This window comes from Dyadobacter bucti (genome assembly GCF_005869225.1).
GTDB lineage: Bacteria > Bacteroidota > Bacteroidia > Cytophagales > Spirosomataceae > Dyadobacter > Dyadobacter bucti.
This window is the reverse complement of sequence record NZ_SWFP01000005.1, coordinates 406,961-428,096: the sequence shown is the minus strand read 5'-3', so window position 1 is coordinate 428,096 and position 21,136 is coordinate 406,961. Positions and strand designations below refer to the sequence as shown.

Below are 21,136 nucleotides of genomic sequence, written 5' to 3'. Positions count from 1 at the left end.
GATCGGGCATTTTGCATTTATTACGGCATTAGGAGATGTTTTGATATTTTTGTCGAAATTAAAATCATTACTTAAAAACAGCTTGATGTCACGTTTCAGAGCGGCCATTATCGGTGGCGGTAACATTGCCGAAAAAAATCATATCCCTGCACTTCAGAATCTTGCGGACCGCGTGGAAATCGTAGCTGTTTGCAGCCGTGATATTTACAAAGCCAAAGCACTCGCGGACAAATTCAATATTCCTTACGCATTTAATGATAGCCAGGAAATGTATGCAAGCGAGGCCGATCCCAACCTGATTATCAATTGCACCGCCAATAATCTGCATTATCCTTACACCATGCAGGCTCTGGAAAATAACTGTCACGTATTGTGCGAAAAGCCACCTGCAATCAATGCACAGGAGGCCAAAGAAATGTCGGACCTGGCAAAAGAAAAAGGCAAGGTACTCGCTTACAATTTTCAACTCAGACATACTTCTGAATATACCTTGCTGAAAAAATGCCTGGACAACGGCCAGCTAGGAGAGGTATACCACATCAAAGCCAATTTTCTCAGGCGCAGGGGGATTCCGGGCTGGGGGAAATTCACGAACAAATCCATTCAGGGAGGCGGGGCCTTAATGGATTTGGGTGTTCATATTCTGGATCTCGCTCTAGGGTTACTCGATTATCAGCTCCCGAACAGCATAGTGGCCAATACCTATGACTTTATTGGAAAGGCAGGGGGAAAAGGATTGATGGGCAGCTGGGATCCCGCGAAATTCGAGGTAGAAGATGCCTGTTTCGCACATCTTTCTTTTCCAAACAACGCCAGTATCATGCTTTCCACGTCCTTTGCACTCAACACAGGCCTGGAAAAGAATGTAAACCTTGAAGTGTTCGGAAGTAAAGCCGGGGCGTTACTGAACCCTTTTACGCTTTATTCAGATATTGAAGGCGAACTGGCCGATATTAATTTTCCGAAGCTGGAAGAAACAAACATTCAGCTCAAAAACACTGCTGCCTTCATCGATGCCTGTGAAGGAAAAACAACCAATATATGTTCCGCGGAACAAGGTGCGATTTTGCAGGAAATCGTGCAACGAATCTATCAAAGCGCAGAATCCAATCAATCGTAAACAAAATAAAAAGCGCCCTGCAATCACTGCAAGGCGCCAAAATCTTTTTCCTTCGTCCCTTTCATCCCCTCTTCCCTTCCTCCTACTTAGCCGTCGCCATCACCATTTTAATATCCTGCTTGGCGCCCAACTCTAAAACATCCACCAGATCCTGTACAGCAAGATTTTTATCCACGCGCAACACTACAGTCCGCTCCTCCACATTGGCAAAAATCCTTTGCAATTCAGCTTCCAGCCGGTCAAACGGAATAGGCTCTTTATCTATAAAATAGCCTTTATTTTCGTCCACCGACAACGTGATCTGTTTCTTGTACATCTGCTGCGTAGCCGATGCCTTTGGCAGCATCAGTTTAATCACGTTCGGATTTGACATGGTTGAAATGATCAAAAAGAACAGCAGCAGGAAAAACATAATGTCGTTGAGTGAGTGTGTAAATACCTCAGGCGCGAACCGGCTCTTTCGACGTATTTTCATATTTGAAAAATAAAATTTTGATAGTTCTACTTGGAAGCCACGGGTTTCTGCAACACGTCAATAAAATCTGATGCAGCCATTTGCAGTCTCAAAGCAAAACGGTCGATTTTCATGTTCAGCAAGTGGTAGCCTGCATACGCGATCAAACCGATGATCAGACCCGACCCGGAAGTGATCATTTTTTCATACATACCACCAGCGATCGTGCTGATATTGAAGTCATTGGAAATAGAAATATCATAAAAAATACGAATGATACCGGAGATCGTACCCACAAACCCCAACATGGGTGCAATACCCGCGATCACCCCGAGGTAGGGCAGGTTTCCTTCCATGCGTTGGATTTCAATCTGGCTGGCATTTTCAATCGTAGTTTCAATATCTTTGATCGGATAGCCGATACGTCCTATCGCACGTTCCAGAATCCTGCCGGCAGCATTTCGTTGGTTGCGGCATAACGATTCAGCCGATTTCAGGTTTCCCTGCTGAATAAAATCTTTAACATTATCAACAAACTGAGGCTCAATCTTACCGTTTGCACCAATCCCTAAAAAGCGCTCAATAATTAAAAAAAGTGTCGCCAGAAACAGCAATCCGAGTGGGAGCATTACCCAGCCCCCTTTTGCAAGAAGGTCAATAACAGAAAGCCCCTCACTAGCCACGGGCGCAGCCAGGGTAGAGTCAGTAAGTGCTTGTAGAAGCATCATATTAAAATAAAAAGTGAATGGTTAAGCTAATGAAATAGAGGTCAATTTGGTAAAAAAACGGTTTTGAACTTAAACGGAGCCTCTGCCGCCTTATTGTTTAAAGGGCAAATATAGAAAAATTACTCTTCGGGCATGGTCAAACCTTCCAGCACATTTTCCGTGCCGAGATAGAGATCGGAGAGGAGCAAGGATGCCTCCAGAGATTGAATGTAGATAGAGTCGGTAAGCTTATAAGCGTCGGAAGCCAGTAGCCAGTGCCCGTCATCAGTGCGGCAATACACCTCCGCTCCTACATTCAGCGAATTAACGATCACATATTCTTGAAGCGTTTTGATGTCGCGATACAACCTGAACTTGTCGCCCCGGTCATAGGCCGCTGAACTTTCGGAAATGACTTCGACAATCACTGTTGGGTTCGTGATCGCATTTTTATCTCTTTCCGAATACTTGTTAGGATTGCAAACCACCACCAGATCCGGATAAGTATAGAGACTGTTTTCCGGGATATAAATTCTCTGATCACTTGAATAGCTGCGGCAGGAGTTTCTCTTTTTTAGGATAGCATGTATTTCACCCGATAAATTCTCCTTTATCCTATTATGATTTGGCGTGCCTCCGGCCATCATAAATATTTCCCCGCGAAAATATTCACTTTTATAACTGGCTTTTGCCTCCAATAAAAGATAATCATCCTCTGAATACATGGTTTGTGCGATCGCTGACATAGTGTATGTTGTGTTTTTGACAAAAATAAGAAAATACCAATGCAATCTTAAAAGAGCTGCGGCACCATTCGGAATATGTAACGCTTGTTAGTTACCTTTGGGATCAGGAATGATGTATTCCTGAAAAAATTTGCTGTTTAGATTTTGAAAAATACTGTAAAACAATGGATCTCACTCAGCCTGCTGAGCCTCATGCTTGTAAAAGTATGGGTCATTCCTTTGTTATACCTCGATTTCGAGATCAGGCGGGATTACATTGTTGCCAACCTTTGCGAAAACCGCGACCGGCCGATCATGAATTGCAATGGTAAATGCTACCTGGCCAAACGGATCGCTGCGCTGGATGAACAGGAAAAACGGCAAGCCGAACAGAATTATATGTCAAGATTACTGGATCACGTGATGGACCAGCAGATTTATTATTCTTTTGTTCCCGAGACAACTTCTTACACGATTTTTACCAATCCTGTTTTCACTTACTCCTCTCCTTTTACTGCCCGCGTTGCAGTAGATGATATTTTTCATCCGCCTCTGGCCTGAATTTAAAATCAGGCGCGCGCTTTTTCGTTACCCTTTTATAAGGGTTCCCTTTTTTATTTTTTCTGGCTTCATCGACGCTCAAACGGGTGTCTGTGCCGTATTACTTAAATTCATGCATACCATGAAACGTAAGTTATTTTATGTATTGCTGCCTGCTCTGGCAGTTTTGTCCGGTGTCTTCATAATGGGTTGCAAAGACAACAATGAACCGGGCACAGATCCCACTGTCAGCGGCAGCCTTCACCTTGATTTTGATAATGTGGTTGGAAACGAAGACCTGAAACTGAACGCACAAACCTATCAGAATTCCGTCGGAGAAAGTTTCACTGTTTCGATATTCAACTATTATATATCCAATTTCGAACTGTTAAGAGCCGACGGAGGCAGTTTCATTGTCCCGCAGGATTCGAGTTACTTCCTGATCCGGGAATCCAATGAAGCTTCTCAAAAAGCGACGATCAACAATGTGCCGGTCGGCGAATATACCGGCGTGCGGTTCATTGTCGGGATCGATAGTACACGCAGTGTTGCTGATGAATCAAAAAGAAAAGGAATTCTGGACAGGTTTTCCGGCCCTACGAATGAAGAAGCGATGTACTGGGACTGGAACCCCGGTTATATTTTTGTGAAAATGGAGGGAAGTTCTCCGGCTGCCGTGGAGTCCCCGAACGGCAAATATTATTATCATATCGGCGGATTTGGCGGGCGGACTGTTAAGACATTGAATAACATCCGAACTGTACAAATTGATTTCGAGAGCAAAAAAGCCGTTGTTACAACTGAGCTCAGCCCCGAAGTTCATGTACTGGCAGATGTTTTGAAAATTTTTGACGGCCCTACACAGCTTAGTATTTCGGAACATACCAGTGTCATGTTCGACGATTTTTCAAAAAATATCGCTGATAATTACGTCAATATGTTTCGGTTCGATGATATCAATGCAGACTGACGGCTGACCTGGATTTATGAAAAACAATTGTCTATTTGGTGTAATGATATGTCTGGTACTGGCATCCGTTTCCTGTGAAAAGGGAACAGACAGCCCCGATCCAGGCCCGGTCGATCCTAAGCCTGCCCCATTGACCTGGACAAAACCTTCTCATTTTCCCGATCCCGTCTATGATCTTTCAAAAAACCCACTGACTGCGGAAGGTGTGGAACTGGGTCGTTTTTTGTTTTATGACGGAATCCTTTCCCGGACAGATAATATCGGATGCGGGACATGTCACCAGCAGCAAGCGGCATTCACCCATCACGGCCACGATCTCAGCCATGGTGTCGACGACAAGCTCGGGACCCGTAATGCTCCTTCCGTTCAGAACATGGCCTGGTATACTTCATTTTTTTGGGACGGAGGTGTGCACGACCTTGACCTGGTGCCGCCTGTACCGATTCAGAATCCGGTAGAAATGGATGAAAAAACAGGAAACGTGCTGCAAAAACTAAGAAATACTCCGGTGGCAGGGGCAGCCAAGCAGGTTGATTATCCAAAAATGTTCAAAGCGGCTTTTGGAACGGATGAAATTAATGGCGAACGCATGATGAAAGCATTGTCCCAGTTTATGCTGACGATGGTTTCTGCAACTTCACGCTACGATTATTATGCGCTAGGGGACGCCTCTGCGCTCACTACGCAGCAAAAAGAAGGCCTGGCACTTTTTAAACAAAAATGTTCCGGTTGCCACAGCGGCGAATTGTTCACGGACATGGGTTTTCGAAATAACGGATTGATCCCCAATAAAATCAATGACCAGGGCAGGTATGAGATTACCTTAAATGAAGCTGACAGGCTGAAATTCAAAGTGCCCAGTTTACGGAATGTGGGGCTAACCGCTCCCTATATGCACGATGGACGATATACCTCGCTGCAACAGGTGCTTGATCATTATGCAAACGATCAGGCCAGCAGTCCGGCAGATAGCATTTACAATTCCCCAAGTCTTGATCCGCTGCTAAAACCAGCCGGGAAGAAACCTGGGGTCAGGCTTTCTGCCACTGAAAAGCAGTCGATAATCGCCTTTTTGAGAACCTTGAACGACGAACAATTTATAACCGACAAACGATTTTCCGATCCCGGCATAGGGACTTCACTGTAATTAATGCGGTCATTCATAGCATATATATTGTTATTTTCAATCATGCTGCCCACGCTCAGCCCGTGGGGAACGATCGCGTATTTTAAAATAAACAGAGACTACATTGCCAGGGTTTTGTGCGAAAACCGGCAGCGTCCCGAGCTGAAATGTAATGGGAAGTGTTACCTCGCCAAAAAACTGAAAGAACAGGAAGACAAGACTGACAAAGAGACTTCGGAGCGGGTGCATAATACACCGGTGATCCAGCTGTTTGCCGCTTCGGTTACTTCCTATATTTTTTGCGCACCGGCGATAATCCGCTCGCCCAGGCAAAATTTCTTTTATCTGCTTCATTTTTATTCTGCTCCCGCAGCTAAGCTTCTGCGCCCGCCCAAAGGATAATTTCATAGAAAGCTGGCCGCTAAACTCCCGGCTAGCGATAGCTAACTGAAATTTTATCTTAATAACCATTTCAATGAACCTGAAAATATATTTACAGGCGGCTCTCCTATTCATTTTTATACAACAAGCACAGGCGCAAACCTTCCGGGGTAAAGTGTATGATATACAAACCAAAGAGCCAGTTATAGGCGCAACCGTGCAGATTATTTCTTCCAATACAGGAACCTCCACAGACAATGACGGCAGTTTTTCATTACCAGGAAATCTAAAAGGACTTGCTGTCAGAATATCCAGCATCGGCTTTTCCACGAAGGAAATTGTTGTCAGCGATGACAAAACTGTCAACATTGCACTCGAATCCGCAACAGAAAATCTGCAGTCGCTCGTGGTGACCGGCAACCGGGAGGCGACACTTCGCACCGAAAGCCCGATTGCTATTTCCCGGCTTACACCGAAAATGATCGACGAGGCAAAGCCGACTGCCATGTATGAGATCGTCAATAAAGTGCCGGGAGTGATGATGGTCAATCTGGGAAACGAACAGCATTCCATGGCGATCCGTCAGCCGTTTACGACCAACGCCTATTTTTTATATATGGAAGACGGTGTACCGATCCGTCCCATGGGTGTTTTTAACCATAATTCTATCCTGGAATTCAACCAATTTGCAATCAGTTCGGTGGAAGTTGTGAAAGGCCCGGTTTCTTCCATTTACGGACCTGAGGCTGTGGGTGGAGCCGTGAATTTCATTACCCAGCGGCCGACCATTATCCCGACTGTGAAAGTCGGCATCCAAGCTGATCAGTGGGGTTACAAAAGACTGCAGTACGGTGCGGGAGGAATGAGCGGCAAATTTGGTGTGTATGTAGGCGGTTTTACAGCCAATCAGAAAGACAGCTGGATGAAAGGATCTGACTATGATAAAAACGCGGTTAATACCCGGCTTGAATATCATTTCACACCTTCCACACGGCTCATTTACACTTTTGCTTACAATAATTACGATTCCCAAACCAGCGGAAGCGTAGACAGTATCGCGTTCTATTCACGACAATATGTGAGTACAACAGATTTCACTTATCGTAAATCGAAATCGCTCCGGAGCCGCTTAACCCTGGAAAAAGATTGGCAGAACGGTTCCCAGTCGTTCGTAACGGTTTTTGCAAGAAAAAATGAGCACGGCCAAAATCCCAGCTACGGTATCCGATGGATAACAGGCCAAACCACTGCCAGGGGAGAGATCAATTCCAGCGATTTCAAAAGCATTGGTCTGATTGCGCAACACAGCCAGCGGTTCAGTTTCCTCAATTCCAAACTCATTGCCGGAACAGTGCTCGACTTTTCTCCCTCGTCCTACTGGTCTTACCAGGTGGATCTGGAAGCTACGCTCAGGCCAGACAAAAAATCCGTCGAGAAATACACCATTGTGAAGGAGCGGCCGGACATCAGAAATTCTGACTATCAGGCAGATATAAAAAACACGGCTGTTTATAGCCAATATGATTTTGAATTACTGCCCCGTTTAAAAATCTCCGCGGGCATTCGTTACGACCGGATGTCATTCAGCTACACCAATTACCTCGACAGCACTTTCGGCGGCAAGTCTTACAGCAGGGTAACCCCCAAAATCGGCGCGACTTATGATCTGGGCAAAGGGAAAGGGATATATGCCAATTATTCAAGGGGATTTTCACCTCCCGGTCTCACATCCATTTTTCGGAAGCGCCCAGCTGCCTTGCCGAACGGCGACCTGTTTTACTACAACCTGCAACCGGCCGAATTTAACAATGCCGAGCTCGGCGGGTGGGCATCTTTCATGCATAACAAAGTATATGTCGATCTGGCTTTTTATCAGATGAGCGGGCGCAATGAATTGCTCAATGTGCGGTTACCGGACAACTCGACAGATTACCAGTCGGCGGGAAAAACCCTGCACAGGGGCGTGGAATTCGGACTTACTTACAAGCCTTCCAAAGAGCTTTTCTTTCGTTTCGGCGGGACAACTGCTATTCACCGTTACGAAGAATTTATCCTGAGCAGCAGGGAATCAGATGCTCTGAAAAACGTAAACGGCAAAGATATGCCCTCTTCCCCGCGCTGGCTATGGAACTCGGAATTCAATTATTATCCCAAATGGTTTAAAAACTTCCGCTCGTCGGTGGAGTGGCAGCATGTTACCGGCTGGTACCAAAACCAGATCAACACCGTTCGCTACGAGGGTTATGACATTATGAATTTCAGGGTTGGCTATCAATGGAAAGGCGTTGAAGTATTTTCCAATATCCTCAATCTCACCGATGTACTTTACGCCACCAATGCCACACGGGGCAACAATGCTACAGACCGCACAACGTTTAACGCGGCCGCCCCGCGCACCTTTATCATGGGAATCCAGTATACATTCAGCGGTAAAAAATAGGTATGAAAAACAAAATCAGGTCACTTTCGTTTCAGCCAGCTACGGAAGAAATAAAAACCGTGCGCGCGGGATCTTTCAAAGAACAGGCCAGACGTGCTATCAGGAAAAATATTTATCGCTGGCACAGGATATTGGGCTTGCTGGCCATAGTTCCCACCATTTTCTGGACTGCTTCCGGCGTAATGCACCCGTTCATGTCGCATTGGTTCAAAACTAAAATCGCCAATGAATTTTACAAAGCTGAAATCGTTTCCCCGACTGACGTTAAATTATCCCTGGGGCAAGTTGTAATACAAAACAAGGTAACGGAATTCAAGAATTTCCGGCTCGTCAAATTCGACGGGAGCAGCTACTATCAGGTCAAAGACGCTAATGATCAATTACGCTATTTTGACACAAAAAATGGTGCAGAGCTGACCGACGGTGACCAAAAATACGCCGGGAACATGGCGAGGTTTATGCTGAATGATAACAAGTCAAAGGTGGCTTCATTTACTTATCTTACCGAATTTACAGATGAATACAAGTTCGTAAACCGTTACCTGCCGGTCTGGAAAGTGAGTTTCGCGGATGACCGCCAAATGGACATTTACGTGGAAACCGCGCAAAGCAGGTTCGCTACTTTTAACGACGGGCCGCGCAGGGCATTTGTACGGATTTTCAGCCTTTTTCACAACTGGGGGTTTCTCGATCTCATTGGTAACAATACATTGAGAATTACATTGATGCTGACATTTTTAAGTCTGATTATTTTCTCGGCAGTCGCGGGGCTTGTCATTTACGGATTGATGTGGGGAAAATTAAAACCCTCAAAATCCGGAAATCCGGGTAGTATTTTAAGGAAATACCACAGGTCTATCGGTGTTTGGTCAAGCATCGTAACGTTCACTTTTGCGTTCTCCGGCGCATACCACGCGATCCAGAAACTTGACCCGGACGAACGTCTGAAATATGTCTACGACCCGGTTATCAAAACAGAAGAAATTGCACAGGCTTCGATGATCGACCTGACGGGCGTTGCCAATATCTCATTAATCAAATGGGGCGAAAAGCTATTCTGGCAGGCGATCAAAAAGGATTGGGAAACGAATGAAACCATTGTGGATTACATTAATGTCAAAGACGGTACAAACCTCGAAGACGGCAATTTCCGCTACGCAAAATACCTCGCCCGAAAATTCGCAGCCCAGGAAGAGCGAAATGCTGAAAGCTGCTGTGATCTCATGGAAGCTCAAATTTCCTCACCGATTTCGGACGCGCCGGCACCGAAAACCTCCATGGTTACCGGCTTTGCAGGAGAATATGGTTTTGTCAATAAAAGACTTCCGGTGGTAAAGCTGGCCTATGATACACCGGAGCATACGACCTATTATATCGAAACTGCCACGAGCCGGTTGTCCACGAAAGTCGAAGACGCCAACAGACGGGAAGGGTTCAGTTTTGCGTTCCTGCATAAGTACAGCTACCTCGATTTCCTGGGCAAGGATATGCGTGACGGAATTATGACCTTCGCAGCTTTCAGTGTCCTGGTTGTGAGCATTCTCGGTTTTTTGGTGTTTTTAAAAATCAAATAATTTACCGCTGACAGAAAGCAAATTTTGTTTGGGTAGAATACCGGTTTATTCGCATTTTGCAGTGACAGACATTTTATTTTGAACTGATAAAAGTCACATTAAACATTCATTAAAATAAGGGAAAATTGCCATTTGGGTTGTTACTTTGTAAAAAATTGAAATACGTAAACACAGGTTATGGAAAAGAATGTACAGCCCTGGTTGGGTAAAATGCAGGAAAAATGGGGATTAGAGACAACCAGACAAGTTCTTTTAGTTTTAGCAGTTTTCAGTTTATCCGGGTCAACGGTGGTCTGGCTGAGAAAGGGGCTTTTCTTCCTTTTAGGTTATGACGAAACCACACCGATGTGGCTAAAGACCATTACTTACATTCTATTTATCTTCCCTACCTACCAGAGCCTTTTGCTGATGTACGGGTTTCTGCTTGGCCAGTTTTCGTTTTTCTGGGAAAAAGAAAAGAAAATGTTTCGCTGGATTGCAGCGAAATTCGGCAAATAACAACTGATTCAGCTGATAAAGCTTCATATTGAATTATTGCAGGAGTACAGGAAACATCTTCCTGTACTCCTTATTTTATTTATACCTTTGTGAATTATTTCAATTCAGGTTCAGAATCATACATAATATTCCATGTTTGAAAACTTACAGGACAAACTAAACAACGCCTTTCGCACACTCAAAGGAAAGGACAGGATTTCAGATATAAATGTTGCCGCCACTACAAAGGAGGTACGCAAAGCATTGGTCGACGCCGATGTTAACTTCAAGGTTGCCAAGGAAATAACAGACCGTATCCGGGAAAAAGCATTAGACAGAAAGATCCTGATCTCTGTTGAGCCGGGTCAGATGTTCGTAAAAATCGTTCAGGAAGAGCTTACGGAATTGATGGGCGGACAGGCCGAGGGAATCAATATCAAAGGCGACCCGGCGGTGATCCTGATCGCAGGTCTGCAAGGTTCCGGTAAAACCACTTTTTCCGGAAAACTGGCTACTCTTCTGAAAAAACAGGGAAGACAGGTGTTGCTGACAGCCTGCGACGTGTACCGCCCGGCTGCGATCGATCAGCTGAAAGTACTCGGCGAGCAGGTCGGTGTTGAAGTTTATTCGGAGCCCGAAAACAAAAATGCCGTCGAAATCGCCCAGAACGCGGTGGCACATGCCAGAAAAACGGGGAAGAAAATCGTGATCGTCGATACTGCCGGACGTCTGGCTGTGGATGAGGTCATGATGCAGGAGGTTCAGGATATCAAATCCGCCGTAAAGCCTTCCGAAATTCTGTTTGTTGTCGATTCGATGACCGGCCAGGATGCGGTTAATACTGCCAAAACTTTCAATGAACGCCTGAATTTTGATGGTGTTGTTCTTACCAAATTGGACGGCGATGCCCGTGGCGGTGCTGCGCTTTCTATTCGTCAGGTAGTCGAAAAGCCGATCAAGTACATCAGTACCGGCGAAAAAATGGAGGCGCTGGATTCCTTCTACCCTGACCGTATGGCGAGCAGGATTCTGGGGATGGGTGACGTTATTTCCCTTGTAGAACGTGCACAACAGGCATTTGACGAAGACGAAGCCAAGCGTATCAACGCCAAAATGCGTCAGAACAAGTTCGATTTTGACGACTTTCTGGGCCAGTTGCAGCAAATTAAAAAGATGGGTAATGTTAAAGACCTGATCGGTATGATCCCAGGAATGGGCAGCGCCATGAAGGATATGGATATCGACAATGAGTCTTTCAAACCTATCGAGGCGATCATTCAATCCATGACCAAAAAGGAAAGAGAAAATCCGGATATTATTGATGGCAGCCGCAAGAAAAGGATTGCTACTGGTAGCGGAACGTCTATCCTGCAAGTTAATAACCTCATCAAGCAATTTGATGAAATGCGTAAAATGATGAAGAAAATGAATACGATGCAGGCCGCTGGTAAGCTGAATAAGGCTATGCGCCGGTAATTCACTTCGGCAGCAGAAATTTTCACTTCATTTTTCCAACGCATGAAGCTTTCATGAAAAAACTCATTTTGCTACTTACGCTGTTTGCCCTGACCAGTCAGAAAGATCTGCTGGCGCAGGCATCAGTAGGATATTATCCGTGGAGCAGCCTGTTGTCTGTCAGCACCAACCCTCGCAAAACAGTCTGGCTTGATACCCGTTTCCAGACCAATTCATTGTTTAGCAGCCTAAGCGTTGACATCTTGCCAATGTTTAATTTGAAAAGAGGTGAGGTAGTGCAATGGTACCTGGGTGGCGGGTTAAGGCTTAACCCGCTGTACCGTATCGCCGACGCCAATGCAGACCTCATCACCATCGACGGTTATTCTGTGAATGTCGGTGTACGAATTGCCCCGCTTCCTCAGAACAGGAATATACAATTGGCCCTGGAATTGAACCCCTATGTAAAAGATGACTTTGCAAGCGGGGTTTTAAAAAGCCATTTCGGGGTGGTTTATGTTTTGGGCAAAAAGAAAAAAGACGAAAATAGCTCCAATTGAAAATTTGACCACATTTGTCAGACTAAACGAAGTCGAACATGTCTGGAACGCAGTCGAAGCCCTAATTCCCGCCTCTGCCAGCTTTATAGGAATCATACTCTTCCAATAATCTTACGAGATCATCGTCTCCGTCAAATTCGAGCTGCTGCTCTTTGATCACATAATTCAGCTTATTTTTTTCTTCAGTTAAAAGTTTGAGAAAACTGTTTTTGTTATTGAGCTGAACTGCATTGAGTTTGTCATTCTTCAGTATATAAAGTTTCGCTCCCTGGTCGATCTCTCTCGTAGCGCTTGCTTTTTCGACCTGAATCGGGCTGGTGTATTTTTTCAAAAGTTTTGTATTCCCGTCATAGAGAACCCCGTAAAAGCTCTTTTCAGTTTGCCCGGAAACAGCGGGATAGCCGCTTTTGAATATGTAAAGATCGGTACCGGTGGGAATTGTAAATTCCGAAACACCTGACGAAACCCTGTATAGGCTGGTATCACTTTTGTACTCTACCTCGTCTTTGGCAAAATCATATCGCAGGTACACGCCGTCATGCACCTGATCGTCGCTCGTCCTGACCGTTCCTGAATACCATTCTTGAAAGAGATAGGCATTGCTTTGTCCGCCCGCCATTTCCTTATAAGGCGTTCCGCCAATTCCTGTCGAATCCTGCCCTATTGCATTTCCGGCGGACCAAAAACCCAGCAGGACGAAAATTATCCGCAAATATTTCATGATTTAATTTAGTTAATTTGATAAGTTCGAAGTCAGGAACCAAACTGTTTAGATTCCCTATCATCTTTATGTACTTTTGCCAAAAAAATTGTACCCGCACAATTGGATATTAACGATCAACTCATACATATACGGCAAAGCCTGGGAGGAATTACTCCTGAAATTTTTCTCGCTTTCCTTTTCTGTCTTTTCCTTTTCGCAGAATTGATCCTGTTAAAACGGATCAGTAAAGATAAAACCTCCTCACTTCTTCAGAACATTGCACTTGCAGGTGGCCTGATAACCCTTTTGCTGATCGTCGGCCAATGGAACTCAGAACCTTCATATCGTTTTCAGCCACTATTATTTCTTGATCGCCAGGCTGTCTTTTTCAAAATCCTGATCACACTCTCCTGGATTTTCACGCTTATCCATCTAAGGATCTTAAAATATGATTTCCCCCCCGAGTTCAATGCCCTGCTGATCGCCGCGGTTTTGGGACTGAACTTGCTCGCAATGTCAACCCATTTGCTGACAATATATCTCTCTTTGGAGCTGATATCGATAAGTTCCTACCTGCTGGTTGCGTTGTCACCGTACAAAAAGGCAGCCGAAGGAGGTCTTAAATACTTGCTTTTCGGGACTGCCAGTTCAGCCGTCATGCTATACGGCATTTCCCTGATCTACGGACTCACAGGCACCATGGACATCACCAGCGAAGCCATGACCGCCGGGCTTTTGAATAACACAGAACTTGTAGTAACGGTAACGATTGTACTTACGCTCGGAGGCCTGCTTTTCAAACTGTCTCTTGTCCCTTTTCACGTCTGGACACCGGACATATATGAGGCTGCCCCCACTCCTCTGGTCTCATTTCTTTCCGTAGCGCCCAAGGCGGCAGTGATATTGGTCTTAATGAGACTTGCAGGAATTTTCCCGGCACCCTACTTTCCGGTACTCGGTGGCTTGGCGCTGATCAGCATGACGGTTGGAAACGTGGCAGCATTATTGCAGACCAATGCAAGGCGGCTTTTGGCCTATTCATCCATTGCCCAGGCGGGATATCTTCTTGTTGGCGTCGCTGCTTACAGCCGTTTTGGGTTTGAAGCAGCTGTATTTTATACTGCGGCCTATCTGATCGTTAATCTGGCTGCTTTTTTTATGATCGATCTTTTGCGTCCGCGGGATAATTCGGAACTGTCAGGGTATGAAGGATTGGGGAAAAAACAGGTTCTGGTATCCGGGGTACTGACGGTCGTGATGATCGCTTTGGCCGGGTTACCGCCTACTGTCGGTTTTACATCAAAACTATTGATATTTTCTTCCTTGTGGGAAAGTTTCCGGCAACAGGAATTCCCCTGGATGTTGTGGCTATTGATTGGCGGGATTTTAAATGCAGCGATATCTCTGGCGTATTATCTGAGAATACCCTACCTCTTATTTTTTAAGAATTCGGATCAGGCCAATGTTTCAGACAACAGTGTTTCCGGAAAAGTAATAAGTGTATTTCTGCTCGCAGCCATATTGCTTCTCTTCTTCAAACCCGAATCCCTGATGAAATGGATTTCGGCGTTTTGATCTCACTTTACAGCCCTAACCCGATACCCGTCCTTTCTCAATAACGAAATAACCCCTCGCTCACCACCAAGATGCGCGGCTCCTACTGCGAAGAGGGTTGGCTTTTCAGCCATGATCTTCTGTATGCGCGGAATCCATTTTTTGTTTCTGTCAAATAACAATATTTCCTCGTTACCCTCCATCCCATAGTCACTCTTCATTGTCATCTGATATAAATCATTTACTTTCTGAGACTTATATATCGATACAAGGTCCCTGAATTCCTGTCGCGCCTTCGGCAAACTGTCGATCATGGTGAGGATCATTTTGATCTGATCTCTGTAAGGAATCGAATCAAAAAGTGCCATTTGTTCGTCCATGGTTTCCAGTCCTATCACTTCCGTTTTCTGTTTGTTGGCAAGTCCTATGAGTTCCATCTCATAGGACTGGGGCTGACAAGAAAGTACTGCATTAAATAACGGCCCCATCAGAATAAACGGCTTCACTTTTTCGAACATCGCCAGGCTAACGCCAACAGAATCCCTGAAAAACCGGTTTAGCTTTACATATTCTCCTTCCGATGCCAGTGTTTTCAGTCCGTTTCCGTCCGCCATATTCATGGTTTTCATCATCGAAGCCATCATAGCCGGATCGTCCATATCAACTTCCAGGGCAACTTGCTGCGTCCGGGCTACAACCGCTTTCAACGAATCACTCAAAGAAAAATCGGCCGGACAAATCAAATGGATTGTCCCGAACAAATAGGAAGGCCGGGATTGTCCCGGCCCCGTAATCTCCCATAACAAAGAATTTTCTTCCGGTGCCTGTGCCTTACACATGAACACAGTTATCCAAAAGACACAGATCAAAGAGATTTTTTTCACGGCAATTAATGATTTCTAACTCAATTCCTCATTCTATCTTCCCTTTCCTCCCTCTTCCTTTCTCCCCTACTGCTTATTACTATCCACCACAATCCGCTCTTCCTGGTTCACCAGCTCCCAGGCTGTATGAAAAACAAGCTTCACAATCATAGACTGTTTATCAAAAAGAATCTTTTCTACGTCATCACCCGGCTTGTGATAATCCTCGTGAACGCCGGTAAAATAGAAGATCACCGGCACACCCATTTTTGCAAAATTGTAATGATCAGAGCGATAGTAAAATCTGTTCGGATCTTTTGGGTCATTAAAAGTATAGTCCAGCTTGTAGTTGATGTACTTTTTGTTAGCATCCTCGCTGATCGCATGCAGCTTGGAAGATAACTTGTCGGCACCGATCAGGTACACATATTTCGGATCGTCTTTATGGGCTTCGTCTACCCGGCCGATCATGTCGATATTAAGGTCAGCGATCGTATTTTCCAACGGTAACAAAGGATTTTCTGAATAATATTCGGAGCCGAATAATCCTTTTTCCTCACCTGTCACATTCAGGAACAAAATACTTCTTCTCGGCCCTTTTCCATCAGCCTTAGCTTTACTGAAAGCTTCGGCAAGTTCCAGGAGCGATACCGTCCCCGACCCGTCGTCATCGGCTCCGTTATTGATCTCGCCATTCGGGGAGATCCCGATATGGTCCAGATGCGCACTGATAACCAGAACTTCGTCCTTTTTGTCAGTTCCTTCCATAAAAGCCGCTACATTTTCGGTGTCGATCGTTTCATTGACTCTCTCGACTTTTAATGCAACGCTCCCTGTCAAATTTTTTGATAAAGATTTGCCTGATTTATCGATCGCAGCCTTTTCCTTTAACAGCTTCTGCACCGATGTACCCAGCATTTCGGCTGCCATTTCAGGGGATATTACAAAAGCAGCAACATTATTCGGGCTTTCCTGTACAGGTTTTAAGGTAGGAGAGCTAAACCGCCTCGCCATAACCGCACGCTGACGGATCTCTTTGTCAAGATCCTCGCCCGTTTTTTCTGTAATTATAAAAACATATCTGGCTCCTTTTTCGAGCGCCAGTTTCACTTTGGGCTGCCAGGAAACAGAACCGCTCCATTTCGTTTTTTCGTTGCCTCCATTCACCAGGTACTTACCCGAAGAAGATTTTGGCTCCCCATCAAAAATCACGACTGACTTATCCTTTACATCCAATCCTGCGTAGTCATTATATGCAGACTCTTCGATCCCGTACCCGGCCAGGATCAGCGGTGTGCTCACTTCAGACTCTACACTGAGAATTCCGTTGAGATAGAAATCTTTGTTAAATTCGTACTTTCTGCTGCCCGCCCGGAGATACACGTCACCCCAGCTGCGTTTGTACAGCCTATACTTCTGGAGATAGGACTTTGTCCCATTCTCAGCAGCTGCAATCGGAGTCAGACCGTACTCTTTATAAAATTTTGTAACATATTCAGCCGCCTTTTTTTGCCCCGGCGAACCGGTATCACGGCCCTCCAAACTATCCGAAGCTATAATAACCAAATGCTTTTTCAGGTCCTCAGGCGTAATACTCTCGGCATATTTGGCTGCATCATCCTGAGGCAGGCGATCCTGCGGCAGGCGGTCCTGTGCGAACGCTAATGTTGTGATTGACAGGAGTATTCCGGCCAGAATGTTTTTGTTCATGTAGAAAATCAAATATGAATAACAATTTAAACAAAGAAAGGAAATGATTTTAACATATTAAAGTTGTTGGATTTTGCCACGGATTCACTAATCCACACGAATGATTTACAGCATTTAAACACACTTTTTAAATAAGATTCGTGAAAATTCGAGCATTCGTGGCAGCAATTTTTACGTAAAATAAAATAGTAACCATCCAATAATTAAAATCACTTTTTGCACTTCTCTCAGCGCAAACCGCTTTTTTCGACTGTTAACAATAAATTAATTGTAAAATACTGTTATTCAGCGAAAAAGTCCGTACATTTGCACCCTATTTGACCAAAATTCAGTCAAAACAAAAGCACAGCTGTTAACAGCCAACAAACAAATCTGCTGACTGCTAGCGGTAAACAATTGATCTATAAAACAATGCAAGCCATTCGTAACATCGCAATCATTGCACACGTTGACCACGGTAAAACTACTTTGGTTGACAAAATTATTCACGCTTCGAAGCTTTTTCGTGATAATCAGGAATTCGACGACCTGATTCTTGACAACAACGACCTTGAACGCGAACGTGGAATCACAATTGTTTCTAAGAACGTATCGGTGCGTTACAAAGATGTCAAAATCAATGTAATTGATACACCAGGTCACGCAGACTTTGGTGGTGAAGTGGAACGCGTACTTAAAATGGCGGATGGTGTTTTATTGCTGGTAGATGCATTTGAAGGCCCTATGCCTCAGACGCGTTTCGTATTGGGCAAAGCCATTGACCTGGGTTTGAAACCAATCGTTGTTGTAAATAAAGTAGATAAAGAAAACTGCCGTCCCGAAGAAGTTCAGGAAAACGTTTTTGATTTGATGTTTAACCTCGGAGCTACCGAAGATCAGCTTGACTTCGTTACGGTTTACGGTTCGTCAAAACAAGGCTGGATGGGCCCGGATTGGCAACACCCTACTGATAATATTACTTACCTGCTGGATACGATCATCGAATCGATCCCTGCGCCCGTTATCGACGAAGGTACCTTGCAGATGCAAATCACTTCTCTTGACTACAATGCATTCGTTGGCCGTATCGCCATCGGTCGTGTAAAAAGAGGTACTATCAAAGAAGGTTCTACATTGTCACTTTGCAAAGCTGATGGTGTGATCAAAAAGGTGAAAGTAAAAGAACTTCAGACTTTTGAAGGTCTTGGACGCGTAAAAGTATCTGAGGTTACTGCCGGAGATATTTGTGCTGTTACCGGAATTGAAGATTTCGAAATCGGTGATACGCTTGCTGATCTTGAAAATCCTGAACCAATTGCGCGTATAGCTGTTGATGAACCAACCATGAACATGCTGTTCACCATCAACAACTCTCCATTCTTCGGTAAAGAAGGCAAATTTGTTACGTCGCGCCACTTGCGTGACCGTCTGATGAAGGAAACTGAAAAGAACCTTGCATTGCGCGTCGAAGCAACAGACACAGAAGATAAATTCCTTGTGTTCGGACGTGGTATCCTTCACCTTTCTGTATTGATCGAAACCATGCGTCGTGAAGGTTACGAATTGCAGTTGGGCCAGCCTCAGGTTTTGTTTAAAGAAAACGAAAAAGGAGAACGCCTTGAACCAATTGAAACTCTGGTTGTGGATGTACCGGAATCGACCGCCGGAAAAGTGATTGAATTGGCTACACAGCGCAAGGGCGAATTGCTGATCATGGAACCGAAAGGAGATCTGCAACACCTTGAATTCCTTATTCCTTCAAGAGGTTTGATCGGACTTCGTTCAAATGTTTTGACTTCTACTCAGGGAGAAGCAGTAATGACTCACCGTTTCAAAGAATTCGGTACATTCCGCGGACCAATTCCTGGCCGTATCAGCGGTTCTATCATTTCGAAAAATACGGGACCTGCAACAGGTTATACCATTGATAAACTACAGGATCGCGGCCGTTTCTTCGTGGAACCAGGTGATGAAATTTACGGCGGACAAGTTATTGGCGAGCACAACCGTCCTAATGATATCGTCGTAAACTTGCAGGAAGCTAAGAAACTAACCAACATGCGTGCTTCCGGTACAGATGATGGTTTGAGAATTGCCCCGAAAATTAATTTCTCTCTGGAAGAATCCATGGAATACATCCAGAAGGATGAATACCTGGAAGTAACTCCGCAAAGCATGCGTATGCGGAAGATCTATCTGGAAGAAAATGACCGCAAAAGATATGGTGCCAAAATGGAAATGGTATAATAATCCGAAAGTCAGCATATTAAAAAAGAGGAAGCGCGAAGGTGCTTCCTCTTTTTGTTTTCGTAGGCCGCCCGAATTTCAACCTAATACCATTTCTCACCAGCCTTACTAAGCAGAAAAGTCGCTTTCAGGGAAATGCCTTGTCTGGTGACGCTCCTCTTGGGAAAATCCGGATTGTTGTAAATCTTGGGCATATCCATTAAAAATGTCCGGGCAACATTGGCCTGATAATCGGCGGCAAGCGTAAACCTTTTCCAGCGAACACCTAATCCGGCGTACACACTTGGTACGAAGCGAGCGTAATCCTCTGCTCCCCAATAAAATTTGTGTTCATGACCCACAGGGAATCTGCGGTAACCCAGAAAATAATCACCCTGTGCGCCCAGATCCGCAAAGATTTTAAACGGGCTTTCCGATTTGAAATATTTCCTAACCCCAACTGAAAATGCACTCCAGTGATCTCTTTGATTTTTTTCGTCATAATCCAATGTCCATATTTCAAATACGATATAATTAGGCATTTCCACGACAGAATATTCAGCCTGTGCTCTGATCGATAATCGTGGTTTTAAAAATCTTTCAACAGAAATTGCCGATTTTAGAGATCCAAAAGAATGAAAATGCGTAATTGCACCGGGCGGAATCATTGATTTTTGCACATGATACTTTTTATAGAAAAAGTCCTTGCCATAACCCGCCGAAATGCCAACGTTCCACTTCTTTTGTTTTTGGGCAAAAGTTAAGATCGGTTCCATGACTAGCAGAAAAGTCCAAAATACAAATGGTATAAGTCTAGTGTTCATAGTTTTTGCCTTTGTGTTCAGTACCATTTTTCACCAGCCTTACTAAGCAGAAAAGTCGCTTTCAGGGAAATGCCTTGTCTGGTAATGCTTCGTTTCAGATGTTTTGGATTGTTATAAATTTTTGGATTGTCAATAGCAAATGTTCGGGCTACATTCGTCTGATAGTCGGCGGTCAGTGTAAACCTTTTCCAGCGGACTCCCATGTCGGCGTAGGCACTGGGAACGAAATGGTAGTACAATTCTGCCTCCCAATGAGATTTCTGAACATTGCCATCGGGATACTGTCTAATGCCTAAGAAGTAGTCTCCTTGCATACCCATATCAGCAAAAACTTTGAATGGGGCGATTGACTTGAAATATTTTCTCGCTCCAAATGAAAAAGAACCCCAATAATTACGTTCATTTTTTTGATACCAAGCCATTGAGGCATCATCAAACATAACATCATTGGGCATTTCTAAAACGGCACAATCCATCTGGCTTTTAATCGACAATCTCGGCCGCAAAAATCTTTCCACATAAACAACCGATTTCCAGGAATGAACGGAATGAAAGTGCGTAATAGATCCTGGTGGAATCTCATTTTTCGGCCCGTGAAATTTTTTGAAGAAATAATCTCTACCGTAACCCGCTGAAATGCCCACATTCCATTTCTTTTGTTTTTGTGCAAAAGTTAAAGTTTGCGAGACGAGCGCCAGGCAAGCACTAAATGTCAATAATATGATCTTGCTATTCATAGTGTGACTTG

Annotated in this window: 20 protein-coding genes; 12 read left to right on the top strand and 8 right to left on the bottom strand. The window is 44.5% G+C overall.

What is annotated here, in order from left to right; genetic code table 11:
• Positions 1–85: 85 nt before the first annotated feature.
• A complete protein-coding gene (locus FBF61_RS18590) occupies positions 86–1,120 on the top strand; it encodes a Gfo/Idh/MocA family protein (protein WP_138479989.1) in 1,035 nt (344 codons plus the stop codon).
• Positions 1,121–1,202: 82 nt separating this feature from the next.
• On the opposite strand, the gene FBF61_RS18585 is transcribed toward FBF61_RS18590, so the two are convergent.
• The 3 genes from FBF61_RS18585 to FBF61_RS18575 all read right to left on the bottom strand — a co-directional run bounded on the left by FBF61_RS18585 (position 1,203) and on the right by FBF61_RS18575 (position 3,027).
• Positions 1,203–1,595 (bottom strand): ExbD/TolR family protein, encoded by a 393-nt coding sequence (locus FBF61_RS18585; protein WP_138479987.1) that lies wholly within the window; start codon positions 1,593–1,595, stop codon positions 1,203–1,205.
• A gap of 26 nt (positions 1,596–1,621) precedes the next feature.
• On the bottom strand, positions 1,622–2,302 hold the full coding sequence (locus FBF61_RS18580) for a MotA/TolQ/ExbB proton channel family protein (protein WP_138479985.1): 681 nt from the start codon (positions 2,300–2,302) through the stop codon (positions 1,622–1,624).
• Positions 2,303–2,421: 119 nt separating this feature from the next.
• A complete protein-coding gene (locus FBF61_RS18575; protein WP_229215121.1) occupies positions 2,422–3,027 on the bottom strand; it encodes a Uma2 family endonuclease in 606 nt (201 codons plus the stop codon).
• Between the two features lie 144 nt (positions 3,028–3,171).
• On the opposite strand from FBF61_RS18575, the gene FBF61_RS18570 reads away from it, so the two are divergent.
• The 9 genes from FBF61_RS18570 (at position 3,172) to FBF61_RS18530 (ending at position 12,529) form a co-directional block, all read left to right on the top strand.
• The gene (locus tag FBF61_RS18570) at positions 3,172–3,567 is read left to right on the top strand and encodes a hypothetical protein (protein ID WP_229215120.1); all 396 of its coding nucleotides are present in this window, start codon (positions 3,172–3,174) and stop codon (positions 3,565–3,567) included.
• Positions 3,568–3,688: 121 nt separating this feature from the next.
• Positions 3,689–4,516: an MbnP family protein gene (locus tag FBF61_RS18565; protein WP_166444561.1), complete on the top strand. Its 828-nt coding sequence runs from the start codon at positions 3,689–3,691 to the stop codon at positions 4,514–4,516.
• Between the two features lie 16 nt (positions 4,517–4,532).
• Positions 4,533–5,663 (top strand): cytochrome-c peroxidase, encoded by a 1,131-nt coding sequence (locus FBF61_RS18560; RefSeq protein WP_138479981.1) that lies wholly within the window; start codon positions 4,533–4,535, stop codon positions 5,661–5,663.
• Positions 5,664–5,705: 42 nt separating this feature from the next.
• Positions 5,706–6,044: a hypothetical protein gene (locus FBF61_RS18555; protein WP_310590280.1), complete on the top strand. Its 339-nt coding sequence runs from the start codon at positions 5,706–5,708 to the stop codon at positions 6,042–6,044.
• Positions 6,045–6,117: 73 nt separating this feature from the next.
• Entirely contained in the window at positions 6,118–8,463 is a 2,346-nt protein-coding gene (locus tag FBF61_RS18550; RefSeq protein ID WP_138479977.1) for a TonB-dependent receptor, read from the top strand.
• A 2-nt stretch (positions 8,464–8,465) separates the two neighbouring features.
• Complete coding sequence (locus FBF61_RS18545; protein ID WP_138479975.1) at positions 8,466–10,037, top strand: PepSY domain-containing protein; 1,572 nt, start codon at positions 8,466–8,468, stop codon at positions 10,035–10,037.
• 177 nt (positions 10,038–10,214) lie between these two features.
• Positions 10,215–10,535, top strand: coding sequence for a DUF6787 family protein (locus FBF61_RS18540; RefSeq protein ID WP_138479973.1), 321 nt, complete (start codon positions 10,215–10,217; stop codon positions 10,533–10,535).
• 132 nt (positions 10,536–10,667) lie between these two features.
• Positions 10,668–11,990, top strand: coding sequence for a signal recognition particle protein (gene ffh / locus FBF61_RS18535; protein ID WP_138479971.1), 1,323 nt, complete (start codon positions 10,668–10,670; stop codon positions 11,988–11,990).
• A 53-nt stretch (positions 11,991–12,043) separates the two neighbouring features.
• On the top strand, positions 12,044–12,529 hold the full coding sequence (locus FBF61_RS18530) for a hypothetical protein (protein ID WP_138479969.1): 486 nt from the start codon (positions 12,044–12,046) through the stop codon (positions 12,527–12,529).
• Between the two features lie 61 nt (positions 12,530–12,590).
• Here the strand turns inward: FBF61_RS18530 and FBF61_RS18525 are convergent, their stop codons facing one another.
• Positions 12,591–13,250: a hypothetical protein gene (locus FBF61_RS18525; RefSeq protein WP_138479967.1), complete on the bottom strand. Its 660-nt coding sequence runs from the start codon at positions 13,248–13,250 to the stop codon at positions 12,591–12,593.
• Between the two features lie 102 nt (positions 13,251–13,352).
• On the opposite strand from FBF61_RS18525, the gene FBF61_RS18520 reads away from it, so the two are divergent.
• Positions 13,353–14,807 (top strand): NADH-quinone oxidoreductase subunit N, encoded by a 1,455-nt coding sequence (locus tag FBF61_RS18520; RefSeq protein WP_138479965.1) that lies wholly within the window; start codon positions 13,353–13,355, stop codon positions 14,805–14,807.
• 2 nt (positions 14,808–14,809) lie between these two features.
• Here FBF61_RS18520 and FBF61_RS18515 read toward each other — a convergent pair whose 3' ends face one another.
• Both FBF61_RS18515 and FBF61_RS18510 read right to left on the bottom strand, forming a co-directional pair.
• Positions 14,810–15,625: a TraB/GumN family protein gene (locus FBF61_RS18515; protein WP_138479963.1), complete on the bottom strand. Its 816-nt coding sequence runs from the start codon at positions 15,623–15,625 to the stop codon at positions 14,810–14,812.
• Positions 15,626–15,736: 111 nt separating this feature from the next.
• Entirely contained in the window at positions 15,737–17,359 is a 1,623-nt protein-coding gene (locus FBF61_RS18510) for a M28 family peptidase (RefSeq protein ID WP_138479961.1), read from the bottom strand.
• A 411-nt stretch (positions 17,360–17,770) separates the two neighbouring features.
• Between FBF61_RS18510 and typA the strand changes: the two genes are divergently transcribed.
• Positions 17,771–19,585, top strand: coding sequence for a translational GTPase TypA (gene typA / locus FBF61_RS18505; RefSeq protein WP_138479959.1), 1,815 nt, complete (start codon positions 17,771–17,773; stop codon positions 19,583–19,585).
• Between the two features lie 83 nt (positions 19,586–19,668).
• On the opposite strand, the gene FBF61_RS18500 is transcribed toward typA, so the two are convergent.
• Entirely contained in the window at positions 19,669–20,340 is a 672-nt protein-coding gene (locus tag FBF61_RS18500) for a hypothetical protein (protein WP_166444560.1), read from the bottom strand.
• Between the two features lie 65 nt (positions 20,341–20,405).
• Complete coding sequence (locus FBF61_RS18495) at positions 20,406–21,125, bottom strand: hypothetical protein (protein WP_138479955.1); 720 nt, start codon at positions 21,123–21,125, stop codon at positions 20,406–20,408.
• Positions 21,126–21,136 lie beyond the last annotated feature (11 nt).